Consider the following 14,509-nt stretch of genomic DNA (forward strand, 5'->3'; position numbering starts at 1 on the left):
GTCAGACGGCGACGCGGGTGCGCCGACCGAACGGCGCGAAGAGCACGGTCGCCACGACCAGCACACCGACCACGAGCGCCAGGCCCCCGTAGCCGATCCACGACAGCACGACGCCCGCGAGGATCGCGCCGATCGCACCGACGAGACTCATGGTCAGGTCGCTGAGGCCCTGGCGACGGGTGCGCTGGGACTCGGACGACGCCTCGGTGAGCAGCGTCGAACCCGCCACCGTCGTCGCACTCCACCCGAGTCCGAGCAGCACGAGCGCGACGGTGACGATCGCCGACGTCTCCGCACCGAAGGACGCCGTGAGCAGCGCCGCGACGAGAAGCGCTTGCCCGATGAGGATCGTCGGCAGGCGGCCCGCACGGTCGGCGAGGATGCCGAACACGGGCGACAGGGCGTACATGCCGGCGATGTGGAGGCTGATCGTCAGCCCGATGATCGACAGCGACGCGCCGTGATGCAGCAGATGGACCGGCGTCATCGCCATGACCGACACCATGACGCCGTGCGCAGCGGCGACGGCGAAGATCGCGTACCGCGCGACAGACGGGTTGTCGGGCTTGGCGATCGCGCTCGTCGCCTCGCGCGACGCGGCCACCACCCGCTGCGCGAGCAGTAGCGGATCGGGCCGCAGCGCGACGAGGTAGAGCGCGATCGCGAGCACCTGGGCGACGACCGTGATGAGGTAGGGGCCGGTGAGCGGCGGCATCCCGACGGCATCCCCGAGCACCTCCCCCGGACCCGTCAGGTTCGGACCGAGGACCGCCCCGATCGTCGTCGCCCACACGACGATCGACAGGTCGCGGCCGCGCGTCGCATCGGTGGCCAGGTCGGCCGCCGCGAACCGCGTCTGCAGATTGGCCGCCTGCCCCGCCCCGACCAGCGCGAACGCCACGAGCAGAAGGGGGAACGACGACACCGACACGGCCAGCACCACGAGCATCACCCCCACGAGGGCGAGCGACATCCCGGTGGCGAGGGAGACGCGCCGGCCCCGGCGACGCGCGAACGCGGCGAGCGGCACCGCCAGGGCGGCCGTGCCGAGGGTCACGCCCGCCGCGGCGAGACCCGAGAACGCCTCATCGCCGGAGACCTCGGCCGCGAGCACGGCGCCGAGCGAGAGCGTGGCGCCGAACGCGAGGCCGCCGAGGATCTGCCCCGCCGAGAGCACCAGGACACTGCGTCGCTGCACGCGCGCGACCTCGGCGGGTGCGAGGTCCGCGGCATCCCGGTCGGAGGCCGAGGACCGCGACGGGTCGGCGGACGCGGAGGCCATGGCCCGGCTCAGGCCGCGCGGGCGGTGTTGCGGAGCGTGCCGAGTCCGGTGATCTCGACCTCGACGGTGTCGCCCGCGACGAGCTGACCGACGCCGGCCGGCGTTCCGGTGAGGATCACGTCGCCGGGAAGGAGTGTGAATGCCGCCGACGCGTACTCGATGATCTCGGCGAGCGAGAAGATCATGTCGCTGATCGGCCCCTGCTGGCGGACCTCGCCGTTGAGCCGCGTCGTGATCACGGCCTCGCCGTCCACGTCGAACTCGGTCTCGATCGCGGGACCGAGCGGGCAGGACGTGTCGAAGCCCTTCGCCCGCGCCCACTGGCCGTCGCTCTTCTGCCAGTCCCGCGCGGTGAGATCGTTCGCGATCGTGTACCCGAACACGTGGCCGAGAGCATCCGCCGCCGACACGTTCTTCGTGATGCGCCCGATCACCGCCGCCAGCTCACCCTCGTAGCTCACGAAGTCGGAGTGGCGGGGAAGCACCACCGCGTCGCCCGGCCCGACCACCGAGGTGTTGGGCTTGAAGAAGAGCATCGGCGCGGTCGGCACGTCGTTGCCGAGTTCCGCCGCGTGGTCGCGGTAGTTGCGGCCGACGCACACGACCTTCGAGCGCGGGATGACCGGGGCGAGCAGCGCCACGTCGGCGAGCGGGACGCGCTCCCCCGTCGTGTCGTACCCCGCGAACATCGGATCCCCGGCGAGGACGACGAGCTCGCCCTCGTCGACGATCCCGAACCTGATGACGTCGTTGTGGCTGAAGCGCGCGATCCTCACCCGACGACCCTATCCGTCGAGGCGGAGGAGCCAGCCGTGCTTGTCCTCGCGACGCCCGTACTGGATGTCGGTGAGCTCCTCGCGCAGCGACAGGGCCAGCTCGCCCGTCGGCTGCTCGTCGACGAAGTCCTTGCCCTTGAGCAGTCCGATCGGCGTCACGACGGCGGCGGTGCCGCACGCGAACACTTCGACGATTTCGCCGGATGCCACGCCCTGCCGCCACTCGTCGAACGAGACCGCGCGGCCCTCGACTTTGTGGCCGCGGTCGCGGGCCAGCTGGAGGATGGAGTCGCGCGTGATGCCCTCGAGGATCGAGTCGGACTGCGGCGTGACGAGGGTGCCGTCCTTGTAGACGAACACGACGTTCATGCCGCCGAGCTCCTCGACGTTGCGGTCCTGGTCGAGGAACACGACCTGGTCGCACTCGTTCTCGTAGGCCTCCGACTGCGGAAGCAGGCTCGCGGCGTAGTTGCCGCCGGTCTTGGCCGCGCCCGTCCCGCCCTTGCCGGCGCGCGCGTAGTCCTCGCTGAGCCAGATCGACACGGGCTGGACGCCGCCCTTGAAGTAGGCGCCGGCGGGCGACGCGATGACGTAGTAGCCCACTTTGTGCGCGGGTCGCACGCCCAGGAACGCCTCCTTGGCGAACATGAACGGCCGCAGGTAGAGGCTCTGGTCGGCACCCGACGGAACCCAGGCGCCGTCGACGGCGATCAGCTCGCGCAGCGACTGGATGAAGTACGTCACGGGGAGTTCGGGCAGTGCCAGCCGGCGCGCGGAGCGCTGCAGGCGGCGACCGTTCTGGTCGGGGCGGAACGTGTGGATCGACCCGTCGGCGTGGCGATAGGCCTTGATCCCCTCGAAGATCTCCTGGCCGTAGTGCAGCACCGCGGCGGCGGGATCGAGCGACACCGGCCCGTACGGCTGCACGCGCGGGCGGTGCCAGCCCCCGCCGACGGACCAGCAGATGTCGACCATGTGGTCGGTGAAGCTCGTGCCGAAGCCGGGGTTGGCGAGGATCTCGGCACGCTGCTCGGCGGACTTCGCCTGCAGGTTGCGGCTGACGGCGAACTCGAGCGGGGTGAGTCCGGTGTCGGGATCGGTGTCGATGAGCGTCATGACGGGCCTGTGCTTTCGTGAGGAGCGGGTGCTCCCGGGATGGCGGCGCTTGCCGGTTCCAGGTTACGCCCGGAGGCGGGCGACGATGTCGTCGCCGATCTGCGCCGTGGTGCGGGATGCCGAACCGCGGTCCGCGATGTCCGCCTCGACCGCGCGGGTGACGGCGAGGGACTCGCCGTGCAGCCCGAGGTGGTCGAGCAGCAGGGCGGTGGAGAGGATCGCGGCCGTGGGGTCGGCCTTCTGCTGACCTGCGATGTCGGGCGCCGATCCGTGCACGGGCTCGAACATCGAGGGGAACGCGCCGTCGGGGTTGATGTTGCCCGAAGCGGCGAGGCCGATGCCACCGGTGACGGCGCCGGCCAGGTCGGTCAGGATGTCGCCGAAGAGGTTGTCGGTGACGATCACGTCGAATCGGCCCGGGTTCGTGACCAGGAAGATGGTGGCCGCGTCGACGTGCAGGTAGTCTACGGCGACGTCGGGGTGCTCGGCGGACACCGCGTCGACGATCCGCTTCCAGATGCCGCCCGCGTGCACGAGGACGTTCGTCTTGTGGACGAGCGTGACCTTCTTGCCACGTCGCTCGGCGAGGTCGAAGGCGTATCGCACGACCCGCTCGACACCGAAGGCGGTGTTGACCGAGGTCTCGTTGGCGACCTCGTGCGGCGTGCCACGGCGGATCGAACCGCCGTTGCCGACATAGGGACCTTCGGTGCCCTCGCGGACGACGACGAAGTCGATGTCGCCCGGTTCGGCGAGCGGACCGGGCACTCCCGGGTACAGCTTGGACGGACGCAGGTTCACATAGTGGTCGAGTTCGAAGCGCAGCCGGAGCAGCAGCCCGCGCTCGATGTTCGCGTCCTTGAGGCGCGGGTCTCCGGGCACGCCCCCGACGGCGCCGAGCAGGATCGCATCGTGCGCGGCGATCGAGACGAGGTCGGCGTCGGTGAGCGTGTCGCCCGTCTCGAGGAACCGTCCGGCGCCGAGCGAGAAGTGGGTCTTGTCGAAGCGGATGCCGCTTGCCGCGGTCGCCGCGTCGAGGACCTTCTCCGCCTCGGCGATCACCTCCGGCCCGATCCCGTCGCCGGGGATGACGGCCAGCTTCACGACACGCGACATGGTGCTCCTAGGAGTTCTTGCGGGACCCTCCCAGGGTAGTGGCCGCGATCACTCCCGCGATCACGACGAGCGCCGCTCCGAGGAGTGACGTCACGACGACGCCGGCGTCGAATGCCGTGGCGGCGGCGGCGAAGAGCGCATCGCCGGCGACCCCGCCGATCTCGTCTGCGGCATGGACCGCGCCGGCGAGGGTCTCTGCTGCGGCCGAGGCTGCGGCATCCGGAACCCCCTCGGGAATCACGAGATTGGCGCGGTAGAGCGCCGTGAGGATTCCGCCCAGCACGGTGGTGCCGAGCACGGCTCCCAGCTCGTAGGCGGTCTCGGAGACCGCACTCGCGGCTCCGGCCTTGGCCGGAGGCGCACTGGAGAGCACGAGTTCATTGGAGACCGTCTCGGCCGCGCCGATGCCGATCCCGAGCGACACGAACGCCGCGACGAGGGCGGCGATGCTCTCGGTCCCGCTCGTGAGGGCGACGGTGACGTAGCCGGCGACGGAGAACACGAGCGCCGTGGGAACGACGACGCGAGCAGGCCACCTCTTGGCGATCGGCACGATCGCGAGCCCCGCCGCGATCATCATCGCGAGGCCCGGCACCAGGGCGAGCCCCGCCTGCATGGGTGATAGACCGACGATGAGCTGCAGGTGCTGCGCGACGAAGAACAGGAAGCCCACGAGCGCGATGACGCTCAGGAGGTTGACCAGCAGCGCTCCGCTGAAGGTGCCGCGCCGGAACAGGCGCATGTCGAGCATCGGCGCCCGCGCGCTCAGCTGGCGCCTCACGAAGATCACGCCGAAGCCGACACCCGCGAGCATCGGCAGCCAGGCGGCGGTGACGAGTCCGTGCACCGCGAGCTCCTTGATGCCGTAGACGATCGGGATCATCGTCGCCATGGACAGCAGGATGCTGAGCGGGTCGATGCGCCCGGGCTTCGGGTCGCGGCTCTCGGGCACCAGGAGGGGCGCGAACACCAGCAGCGGGACGAGCACCGGGACGGAGAGGAGGAAGACCGAGCCCCACGCGAAGTGCTCGAGCAGCAGCCCGCCCACGATCGGACCGAGGGCGGCGCCGGCCGAGAACATCGCCGCCCACACGGCGATCGCCAGGCGCCGCTGATCGCGGTCGGTGAAGATGCTCCGCAGCAGCGACAGCGTCGAGGGCATGAGCATCGCGCCGAAGACTCCCATGGCCGCACGCGCGGCGATGAGCCAGGCGGCGCTGGGAGCGAAGGCCGCGAGCACCGAGACGGCGGCGAAGCCGATCGCGCCGATGAGCAGCATCCTGCGACGCCCGAAGCGGTCGCCGAGCGTGCCCATCGTCACGAGCAGTCCGGCGAGGACGAGCGGGTACGCGTCGATGATCCAGAGCTGCTGGGCACTCGTGGGCCCGAGCTCGAGCGCGATCGACGGGAGCGCGAAGCTGAGCACGGTGTTGTCGACCGACACGAGCAGCACCGGGAGCATGAGCACGACGAGCGCGGCCCAGCCGCGCCAGCCGACCCGCTGCCCGCGAGCCTCGGCGAGGGAGAGTTCTTGAGTGAGAGTCATCATTTCTATACCGTCCGGTCGGTATAGTATCAGGATGCTGCACGCCCTGTCGATACGATCGACCCCATGAGTCGCCCCCCGCTCGCCCGCGAAAAGGTGATCGACGCGTTCGAGCAGCTCCTCATCGAGGAGGGTGAGCGCGCGGCGACGATGGACGCCACGGCCCGCGCCGCCGGGGTCTCCAAGGGCGGCCTCCTCTACCACTTCGGCTCGAAGGACGCTCTCGAGGGCGGGCTTGTCGAGCGGCTCACGGCGCTCGTCGAGGAGGACGTCGCCGCGATGACCGCGGCGCCGGAAGGGGCGATCGCCTACTTCCTGCACACGTCGGTGAACTCGAACGACCCCATCGACCGGGCGATTCTCGCCACGGCCCGCCTCGCGCAGGGCGGCAACATCGCCGCCGGCGAGGCCCTGCGCAGCATCCGCGACCAGTGGGCCGAAGCCCTGCGGCCCCACACGAAGGACGAGACGGCGCTCGACCTCGTCATGCTCGTGAGCGACGGCCTCTACTTCAACAACGCACTCTCGGGAGGATCGATCCCGGGGCCGGTCCCCCGCGGCGAGGCGCTCCGCGCCCTCATCGCGCTCGTGGAGCGCGCCGCGCGCGTGTGAACGGGCGCGCGGCCGGTTGCGCTGCAGTTTCCGGCAATCGCTCCGTCGCGCGACGCAGCGCGTGCCGCGAACTGCAGCGCGCGCGTGTGCCCGCGGGCCGGACGCCTCAGGACTCGGTGATCTCGATCTGCCGGAAGAGGCCGGCGTGGATCGCCGAGCTCACCTCTTCGAGCAGCGCATCGGGCACCGGCGAGTCCACCGTCAGGACCGACAGCGCCTGACCGCCGGCCTCGCGGCGGGCGATCTGCATCCCCGCGATGTTGATGCCCGCCTCGCCGAACTTCTGCCCGTAGATCGCCACGATTCCGGGGCGGTCGGTGTAGACCATCACCACGTGGTGCTGCTCGATGGGCAGCTCGATCGCGTAGTCGTTGATGCCGACGAGCTTCTCGATCTGCTTCGTGCCCGTGAGCGTGCCCGAGACCGACAGCTGGGAGCCGTCGGACAGCGCGCCGCGCAGCGTGATGATGTTGCGATACTCGGGGCTGTCGTCGTCGACGAGGAGCCGCACCTCGACGCCGCGCTGCTCGGCCAGGAGCGGCGCGTTGACGTACGAGACCGTCTCGCTCACGATGTTGGTGAACACGCCCTTGAGGGCCGCGAGCTTGAGGACGCTCACGTCGTACGAGTTGAGCTCGCCGTGCACCTCGACGTCGAGACTCGTGAGCGGCGAGTGCGCGAGGGCCGCGAAGATCTGACCGAGCTTCTCGACGAGCGGGATGCCGGGACGCACGTACGGGTCGATGACACCGCCGGCGACGTTGACGGCATCCGGGACGAGCTCGCCGCCCAGCGCGAGGCGCACGGAGCGGGCGACAGAGACGCCGGCCTTCTCCTGCGCCTCCTCGGTCGAAGCGCCCAGGTGCGGGGTGACGACGACGTTCGGCAGGTCGAGCAGCGCACGGGCCGTTCCGCCCTCGGCGGGCGGCTCGCTCGTGAACACGTCGAGCCCCGCGCCCGCGATCTCGCCGGTGGTGAGCGCCTCGTGGAGCGCCGCCTCGTCGATGAGGCCGCCGCGCGCGACGTTCACGACGTAAGCGGTCGGCTTCATGACGCGGAACTGCGCCGCGCCGATCATCCCGGTCGTCTCGGGGGTCTTCGGCATGTGGATCGTGACGAAGTCGCTCTGCTCGAGGAGCTCGTCGAGGCTCACCAGCTGCACGCCGAGCTGCTGAGCGCGCGCGCTCGTCACGTAGGGGTCGTACGCGACCACGCGCATGTCGAACGCCTGCAGCCGCGCGGCGATGAGGGCGCCGATCCGGCCGAGCCCGATGATGCCCACGGTCTTCTCGAACAGCTCGGTGCCCGTGTAGGCGCTCCGCTTCCACTGCCCTTGCGCGAGCGAGGCGTGCGCCGCCGGAATGCGGCGGGCGAGGCTCAGGATGTGACCCACGGTGAGCTCTGCGGCCGAGATGATGTTCGAGGTCGGCGCGTTGACGACCATGACGCCGGCCGTGGTCGCCGTCTTGATGTCGACGTTGTCGAGCCCGACGCCGGCACGGGCGACCACCTTGAGCCGAGGCGCCGCCTCGATGGCCTCGGCGTCGATGCGGGTCGCAGAGCGGATCAGCACCGCGTGTGCGTCGGCGAGAGCGGACAGGAGTGCCGGGCGGTCGGTGCCGTCGACGCTGCGCACGTCGAAGTCGGGACCGAGGGCGTCGATCGTCGCGGGAGACAGTTCTTCGGCGATCAGCACGACAGGCTTCGTCACGGGTTCATCCTTCGGGGGGCGGTGCGCGAAGGCGCAGTGCAGAGCGGATGCCGCGCCGCACGCCATGGGGGCGAGGCCGTGTCCCACCCTATCGCGGGGGCGCGGGCCTCCCCGACCGTGTGACGCCGCGTTCAGCCCAGCAGGGACGCGCCGTACACCGCCGCGTACGCGATGACGTTGAGCCAGAACACCGACACGACGCACAGCCCGGCGAGCAGCACCAGCGCAAACTGCCACCACACGCGGCGCCAGCCGAGGGCGAACGCCACTCCGAAGGCGATGAGCGGGAAGACGACCGCCAGCAGCAGCACGAACCAGCCGTAGCCGTTGAGCCCGAGCGGGCCGGTGGCCTGTGAGATGAGGAACGCCACCGCGTTCCACAGCGCGTACGCGTAGAAGAGCCCGAACAGCACCGAGATCGCCACGACCGCCCAGGTCGGCATCGCCCGGCGGCCGGCAGAGGTGGATGCCGCGGCATCCCCGAGGGAATCCGTCATTGTCCGATCGCCCCCACCATGATGAACGGCCACGGGACGAGGAGGACGACACCGGCGATGAGCCACGTGAAGCGCACCCACCGGCGGGAGTCCCGGGTGAGGAGCAGCACGGCGCCGAACCACACGAGCGGCGCGGCGACGGCGAGCCACAGACTCACCTGGTAAGCCAGCGGCGCGACGAGGAACTCGGCCGTCCCCTGGAGTCGCAGGCCGCCGATGATCCAGCCGACGGCGAAGAGCAGCGAGAAGCCGCCCAGCACGCCGAGGGAGATCAGCTCGGCGTTGCCCATCGCGGGCTGGGCATCGTCCTCGACGGTCGACGCGTCGTCCGATTTCGTCTGCGGTTCTGCCGCTTCGGCGACCGACTCGCTGCCCTTCCCGACGGCGGTGTAGCCGTCCGGCAGCGCCGCCGGATCGAAGGCTGGCGGCGGGTCGGAGGGGGCTGCGTCTTCGCCGGCGGGCGCGCCGACGTCGAGGGTCGGATCGTCGTCTCCCCAGGTCAGGGCATCGTCGTCGCGTCCGGTCGGCACTCCCCCAGCGTAGCGAGGCTCGCCGTCCGACTCGCCGAGGGAGCAAAACGAAAGCGGCCCGATGACCGCCGCCCCGATCGGGGGTGGCGGCCATCGGGCCTGGAGCCGTTCCGGTGGGTACGACTGGCTCGATGGAAGGTCAGCGCGCCGCGCTGCCCTGGTTTCGATACGCGGCTTCGCCGCTACTCAACCTGAACTACCTCGGTCAGCGCGCCGCGCTGCCCTCGGTGTAGTCGGCGTCCTGCTGCTTCCAGGCGAACAGGCCGCGGAGGTCGCGGCCGACCTCCTCGATCGGGTGCTGGGCGGCCTTGGCGCGCAGCTCCTGGAACTCGACGGCGCCGTTGTCCTGGTCGTCGATGAAGCGCTTCGCGAACGCACCCGACTGGATGTCGGCGAGCACGGCCTGCATGTTCTCCTTGACGTGCGGGTCGATGACGCGCGGGCCCGAGACGTAGTCGCCGTACTCCGCCGTGTCGGATACCGACCAGCGCTGCTTGGCGATGCCGCCCTCCCACATGAGGTCGACGATGAGCTTGAGCTCGTGGAGCACCTCGAAGTAGGCGATCTGAGGCTGGTAGCCGGCCTCGGTGAGCGTCTCGAAGCCGTACTGGACGAGCTGCGAGACACCGCCGCACAGCACGGCCTGCTCGCCGAACAGGTCGGTCTCGGTCTCTTCGGTGAACGTCGTCTTGATGACCCCGGCGCGCGTGCCGCCGATGGCCTTCGCATAGGACTTGGCCGTCTCCCACGCGGTGCCCGACGCGTCCTGCTCGACGGCGATGATGTCGGGGATGCCGCGCCCGGCGACGTACTCGCGACGAACCGTGTGGCCCGGGGCCTTGGGGGCGACGAGGATCACGTCGACGCCCTCGGGAGCCTCGATGTAGCCGAAGCGGATGTTGAAGCCGTGCGCGAAGGCGAGCGTCTTGCCCGGAGTGAGGTGCGGCTTGATCTCGTCGTTGTAGATGCCTCGCTGGTGCTGGTCCGGCGCGAGGATCATGATCAGGTCGGCCCACTGGGCGGCCTCGGCGACCGACTTGACCTCGAAGCCCTCGTCCTGCGCCTTCTGGGTCGACTTCGAGCCCTCCTTGAGGGCGATGACGACCTCGACGCCCGAGTCGCGCAGGTTCTGCGCGTGGGCGTGGCCCTGCGAGCCGTAGCCGACGATCGCGACCTTCTTGCCCTGGATGAGCGACAGGTCGGCGTCGTCGTCGTAGAAGAGTTCAGCCATGGTGTGTGTTTCTCCTTGATGGGGGTGGATGTCAGCCGCGCAGAACGCGCTCGGTGATGCTCTTGCCGCCGCGGCCGATCGCGAGCAGGCCGGACTGGGCGAGCTCCTTCACGCCGAACGGCTCGAGGGCACGCAGCAGGGCGTCGATCTTGCCCTTGTCGCCCGTCACCTCGACGACGAGCGCGTCGGCGGCGTAGTCGACGACCGAGGCGCGGAAGAGGTTCACGACCTCGAGAACGCTCGATCGGGTCTGATTGTCGGCGCGCACCTTGATGAGCATGTGCTCGCGCTGGACGGATGCCGCGGGGTCGAGTTCGACGATCTTGATGACGTTGACGAGCTTGTTGAGCTGCTTCGTCACCTGCTCCAGGGGCAGCTCGTCGACGTCGACCACGACGGTGATGCGCGAGAGGCCGGGGACCTCGGTCACGCCCACCGCGAGCGACTCGATGTTGAAGCCGCGGCGCGCGAACAGCCCCGCGACACGGGTCAGCAGACCGGGCTTGTCCTCGACGAGGAGGCTCAGCACGTGGGTGGTCATGCGGCTCAGTCCTCCTGCTCGAACGCGGGCGCGTGGTCGCGGGCGTACTGGACGTAGCTGTTGCTGACCCCCTGCGGCACCATGGGCCACACCATCGCGTCGGCGCTCACGACGAAGTCGATCACCACGGGGCGGTCGTTCGTCTCGAGCGCGGTCTGGATCGCGGCATCCACGTCCTCCTCCTTCTCGACGCGGATCGCGAGGCACCCGTACGCCTCCGCCAGCTTCACGAAGTCGGGGATGCGGATGGTGTCGTGCCCGGTGTTGAGGTCGGTGTGCGAGTAGCGGCCGTCGTAGAACAGCGTCTGCCACTGCCGCACCATGCCGAGGGACGAGTTGTTGATGATCGCGACCTTGATCGGGATCTTGTTGATCGCGCAGGTGGCGAGTTCCTGGTTGGTCATCTGGAAGCATCCGTCGCCGTCGATCGCCCACACGTGGCGATCCGGCTGGGCGACCTTCGCACCCATCGCCGCCGGCACCGAGTAGCCCATCGTGCCGGCGCCCCCGGAGTTGAGCCATGCGTTCGGCCGCTCGTACTTGATGAACTGGGCGGCCCACATCTGGTGCTGACCCACGCCCGCGGCGTAGACGCCCTCGGGCCCGGTCAGCTCGCCGATGCGCTGGATCACGTACTGCGGCGACATGAGCCCGTCGCTCGGCTGCGTGTAGCCGAGCGGGAACTCGTCGCGCAGCCCGTCGAGGAACGACCACCACTCCGCGATGTCGGGGCTCGTGGACGCGGCCGCCTGGCGGAAGGCCACATCGAGGTCGACGAGCACCTCCTTGAGGTCGCCGACGATCGGCACGTCGGCCGTGCGGATCTTGGAGATCTCCGCCGGGTCGATGTCGACGTGCACGACCTGCGCGTGCGGCGCGAACAGCGCGGCCTTGCCCGTCACCCGGTCGTCGAACCGCGCGCCGAGCGACACGAGGAGGTCGGCCTCCTGGAGCGCGAGGACCGCGGGCACGGTGCCGTGCATGCCGGGCATGCCGAGGTGCTGCGGGTGCGAGTCGGGGAACGCTCCGCGCGCCATGAGCGTCGTCACCACGGGTGCGCCGGTCGACTCGGCCAGCGCACGCAGCTCGTCGGAGGCCTGCGCGCGGATGACGCCGCCGCCGACGTACAGCACGGGCTTCTTCGCCGCGGCGATCAGCTGCGCCGCCGCCTGGATCTGCTTGCCGTGGGCCTTCGTCACCGGCCGGTACCCCGGCAGGTCGATCTTCGGGGGCCACACGAACGGGACCTCGGCCTGCTGCGCGTCCTTCGTGATGTCCACGAGAACCGGTCCGGGTCGTCCTGTCCCCGCGATCTCGAACGCGGCCGCGATCGCGCCGGGGATCTCGGCGGCGTCCTTCACGAGGAACGAGTGCTTCGTGATCGGCATCGTGATGCCGACGATGTCGGCCTCCTGGAAGGCGTCGGTCCCCATGAGGTTGGAGAAGACCTGACCGGTGATGCACACGATCGGCACGGAGTCCATGTAGGCGTCCGCGATCGCCGTGACCAGGTTGGTCGCACCCGGGCCCGACGTCGCGATGGCGACGCCGACCTTGTTCGAGGCAGCCGCGTAGCCCTCGGCCGCGTGGCCGGCGCCCTGCTCATGGCGCACGAGGATGTGGCGGAGGTCGCTCGAGTCCATGAGCGGGTCGTACACGGGAAGAATGGCGCCGCCCGGCAGCCCGAAGACGTCGGTGACGCCGAGCAGCTCGAGCGAGCGGACGACCGCCTGCGCGCCCGTGAGCACGGGCGCGGCGGCGGTGCGAGCGGGGGGCCGGGGAACGGCCGCAACGGTTTCGGCGGGCATGGTGGGATTCCTCGAGGGTGAGTAGTCGGACGCCATCAGCCCGTCGTCGCGCCCTCTGCAGCAGAGCGCACGAGACGGGAGTATTTGGCAAGGACGCCACGGGTATAGCGCGGAGGAAGAGGCTCCCAGCCAGAGCGGCGGGAGTCGAGCTCTGCATCGTCGACGAGTAGGTCGAGACTGCGAGCCGCGATATCGACCCGTATCAGATCACCATCGCGCACGAAGGCGATGGGACCTGCGTCCACCGCTTCGGGTGCTATGTGGCCGATGCACAGGCCGGTTGTGCCGCCTGAGAATCGTCCGTCCGTCAACAGTAGTACATCTTTTCCGAGCCCCGCGCCCTTGATGGCGGCGGTGATCGCGAGCATCTCCCGCATCCCCGGGCCGCCCTTGGGGCCCTCGTAGCGGATGACGACGACATCGCCGGCGACGATCTCCCCCGCCTCCAGCGCGTCCATTGCGGCGCGCTCCCGCTCGAACACCCGGGCGGGGCCCTCGAAGACGGCGGCGTCGAAGCCGGCGGTCTTGACGACAGCGCCCTCGGGGGCCATCGAGCCGTGGAGGATCGTGATGCCGCCCGTCGCGTGGATCGGGTCGTCGAAGGTATGGATGACGGTGCCGTCGATGGGGTCGGGATCGAGGTCGGCGAGGTTCTCGGCGAGGGTCTTCCCGGTGACGGTGAGCGCGTCGCCGTGGAGCAGGCCCTCGTCGAGCATCGCCTTCATGATGACCGGGATCCCGCCGTGACGGTCGACGTCGTTCATGACGTACTTCCCGAACGGCTTCATGTCGGCGACGTGCGGAACCTTGTCGCCGATGCGGTTGAAGTCGTGGAGGCTGAGCTCGACGTCGGCCTCGCGCGCGATCGCGAGCAGGTGCAGGACGACATTGGTCGAGCCGCCCAGGGCCATCGCGAGGGCGATCGCATTCTCGAACGACTCCTTGGTGAGGATGTCGCGGGTCGTGATGCCCTGACGGAGGAGGTTCACCACCGCTTCGCCCGAGCGGTGCGCGTAGTAGTCCCGACGACGATCGGCCGAGGGCGGCGCCGCCGAGCCGGGAAGGCTGAGGCCGAGGGCCTCGGCGACGGAGGCCATCGTGTTGGCGGTGTACATGCCGCCGCACGCCCCCTCGCCGGGCGCGATCGCGCACTCGATGCGCTTGAGATCGGCCTCGCTCATCTTGCCGGCGAGGCACGCGCCCACCGCCTCGAACGAGTCGATGATCGTGACGTCCTTCTCGGTGCCGTCCGAGAGCTTGACCCAGCCGGGAGCGATCGACCCGGCGTACAGGAACACGCTCGACAGGTCCAGGCGCGCGGAGGCCATGAGCATGCCGGGGATCGACTTGTCGCAGCCCGCGAGGAGGACCGAGCCATCGAGGCGCTCGGCCATCATGACGGTCTCGACCGAATCGGCGATGACCTCGCGCGACACGAGCGAGAAGTGCATCCCCTCGTGACCCATCGAGATGCCGTCGGAGACGGAGATCGTGCCGAACTGGAGGGGGTAGCCGCCACCGGCGTGCACGCCCTCCTTGGCGCCCTGCGCGAGCCTGTCGAGGCTCAGGTTGCAGGGGGTGATCTCGTTCCAGCTCGACGCGATGCCGATCTGCGGCTTGTCCCAGTCCTCGTCGCCCATGCCGACGGCGCGGAGCATTCCGCGGGACGTCGTCGCTTCGATGCCGTCGGTGACCACCCGGCTGCGGGGCTTGATGTCGATGGAGTTGTCAGGCTGGGGCATG

Annotated in this window: 13 protein-coding genes; 1 reads left to right on the plus strand and 12 read right to left on the minus strand. The window is 69.9% G+C overall.

Annotated features, from left to right (window positions below):
* Position 1: 1 nt before the first annotated feature.
* From ACFQ0P_RS15510 to ACFQ0P_RS15530, 5 genes are all read right to left on the minus strand, one after another.
* Entirely contained in the window at positions 2–1,282 is a 1,281-nt protein-coding gene (locus ACFQ0P_RS15510) for an MFS transporter (RefSeq protein ID WP_204979535.1), read from the minus strand.
* A gap of 8 nt (positions 1,283–1,290) precedes the next feature.
* Positions 1,291–2,058: a fumarylacetoacetate hydrolase family protein gene (locus ACFQ0P_RS15515; protein WP_204979536.1), complete on the minus strand. Its 768-nt coding sequence runs from the start codon at positions 2,056–2,058 to the stop codon at positions 1,291–1,293.
* Between the two features lie 9 nt (positions 2,059–2,067).
* Positions 2,068–3,174: a branched-chain amino acid aminotransferase gene (locus ACFQ0P_RS15520; RefSeq protein WP_204979537.1), complete on the minus strand. Its 1,107-nt coding sequence runs from the start codon at positions 3,172–3,174 to the stop codon at positions 2,068–2,070.
* 63 nt (positions 3,175–3,237) lie between these two features.
* Positions 3,238–4,290 (minus strand): 3-isopropylmalate dehydrogenase, encoded by a 1,053-nt coding sequence (locus ACFQ0P_RS15525; protein WP_204979538.1) that lies wholly within the window; start codon positions 4,288–4,290, stop codon positions 3,238–3,240.
* Positions 4,291–4,297: 7 nt separating this feature from the next.
* Positions 4,298–5,839: an MFS transporter gene (locus tag ACFQ0P_RS15530; protein WP_204979539.1), complete on the minus strand. Its 1,542-nt coding sequence runs from the start codon at positions 5,837–5,839 to the stop codon at positions 4,298–4,300.
* A 63-nt stretch (positions 5,840–5,902) separates the two neighbouring features.
* Here ACFQ0P_RS15530 and ACFQ0P_RS15535 point away from each other — a divergent pair, with 63 nt between their 5' ends.
* Positions 5,903–6,448 (plus strand): TetR/AcrR family transcriptional regulator, encoded by a 546-nt coding sequence (locus ACFQ0P_RS15535; RefSeq protein ID WP_204979540.1) that lies wholly within the window; start codon positions 5,903–5,905, stop codon positions 6,446–6,448.
* 106 nt (positions 6,449–6,554) lie between these two features.
* On the opposite strand, the gene serA is transcribed toward ACFQ0P_RS15535, so the two are convergent.
* The 7 genes from serA to ilvD form a co-directional block, all read right to left on the minus strand.
* Complete coding sequence (serA, locus tag ACFQ0P_RS15540; RefSeq protein WP_204979541.1) at positions 6,555–8,159, minus strand: phosphoglycerate dehydrogenase; 1,605 nt, start codon at positions 8,157–8,159, stop codon at positions 6,555–6,557.
* 131 nt (positions 8,160–8,290) lie between these two features.
* Positions 8,291–8,656 carry a bacitracin resistance protein gene (locus ACFQ0P_RS15545; protein ID WP_378772762.1) on the minus strand — a complete coding sequence of 122 codons (366 nt, stop codon included), beginning with the start codon at positions 8,654–8,656 and terminating at the stop codon, positions 8,291–8,293.
* Entirely contained in the window at positions 8,653–9,186 is a 534-nt protein-coding gene (locus ACFQ0P_RS15550; RefSeq protein ID WP_204979542.1) for a DNA polymerase III subunit gamma/tau, read from the minus strand. The genes ACFQ0P_RS15545 and ACFQ0P_RS15550 overlap by 4 nt, the downstream gene beginning before the upstream one ends.
* A gap of 205 nt (positions 9,187–9,391) precedes the next feature.
* Entirely contained in the window at positions 9,392–10,417 is a 1,026-nt protein-coding gene (ilvC, locus tag ACFQ0P_RS15555) for a ketol-acid reductoisomerase (RefSeq protein WP_204979543.1), read from the minus strand.
* 31 nt (positions 10,418–10,448) lie between these two features.
* On the minus strand, positions 10,449–10,958 hold the full coding sequence (ilvN, locus tag ACFQ0P_RS15560; RefSeq protein WP_204979544.1) for an acetolactate synthase small subunit: 510 nt from the start codon (positions 10,956–10,958) through the stop codon (positions 10,449–10,451).
* A gap of 5 nt (positions 10,959–10,963) precedes the next feature.
* Positions 10,964–12,766, minus strand: coding sequence for an acetolactate synthase large subunit (locus ACFQ0P_RS15565; protein ID WP_204979545.1), 1,803 nt, complete (start codon positions 12,764–12,766; stop codon positions 10,964–10,966).
* Positions 12,767–12,801: 35 nt separating this feature from the next.
* Positions 12,802–14,508 (minus strand): dihydroxy-acid dehydratase, encoded by a 1,707-nt coding sequence (gene ilvD, locus ACFQ0P_RS15570; protein WP_204979546.1) that lies wholly within the window; start codon positions 14,506–14,508, stop codon positions 12,802–12,804.
* Between the last annotated feature and the right edge of the window lies 1 nt (position 14,509).

Origin of the sequence: Microbacterium insulae, assembly GCF_042677065.1 — a bacterium.
In the GTDB taxonomy this organism is placed as follows: domain Bacteria; phylum Actinomycetota; class Actinomycetes; order Actinomycetales; family Microbacteriaceae; genus Microbacterium; species Microbacterium insulae.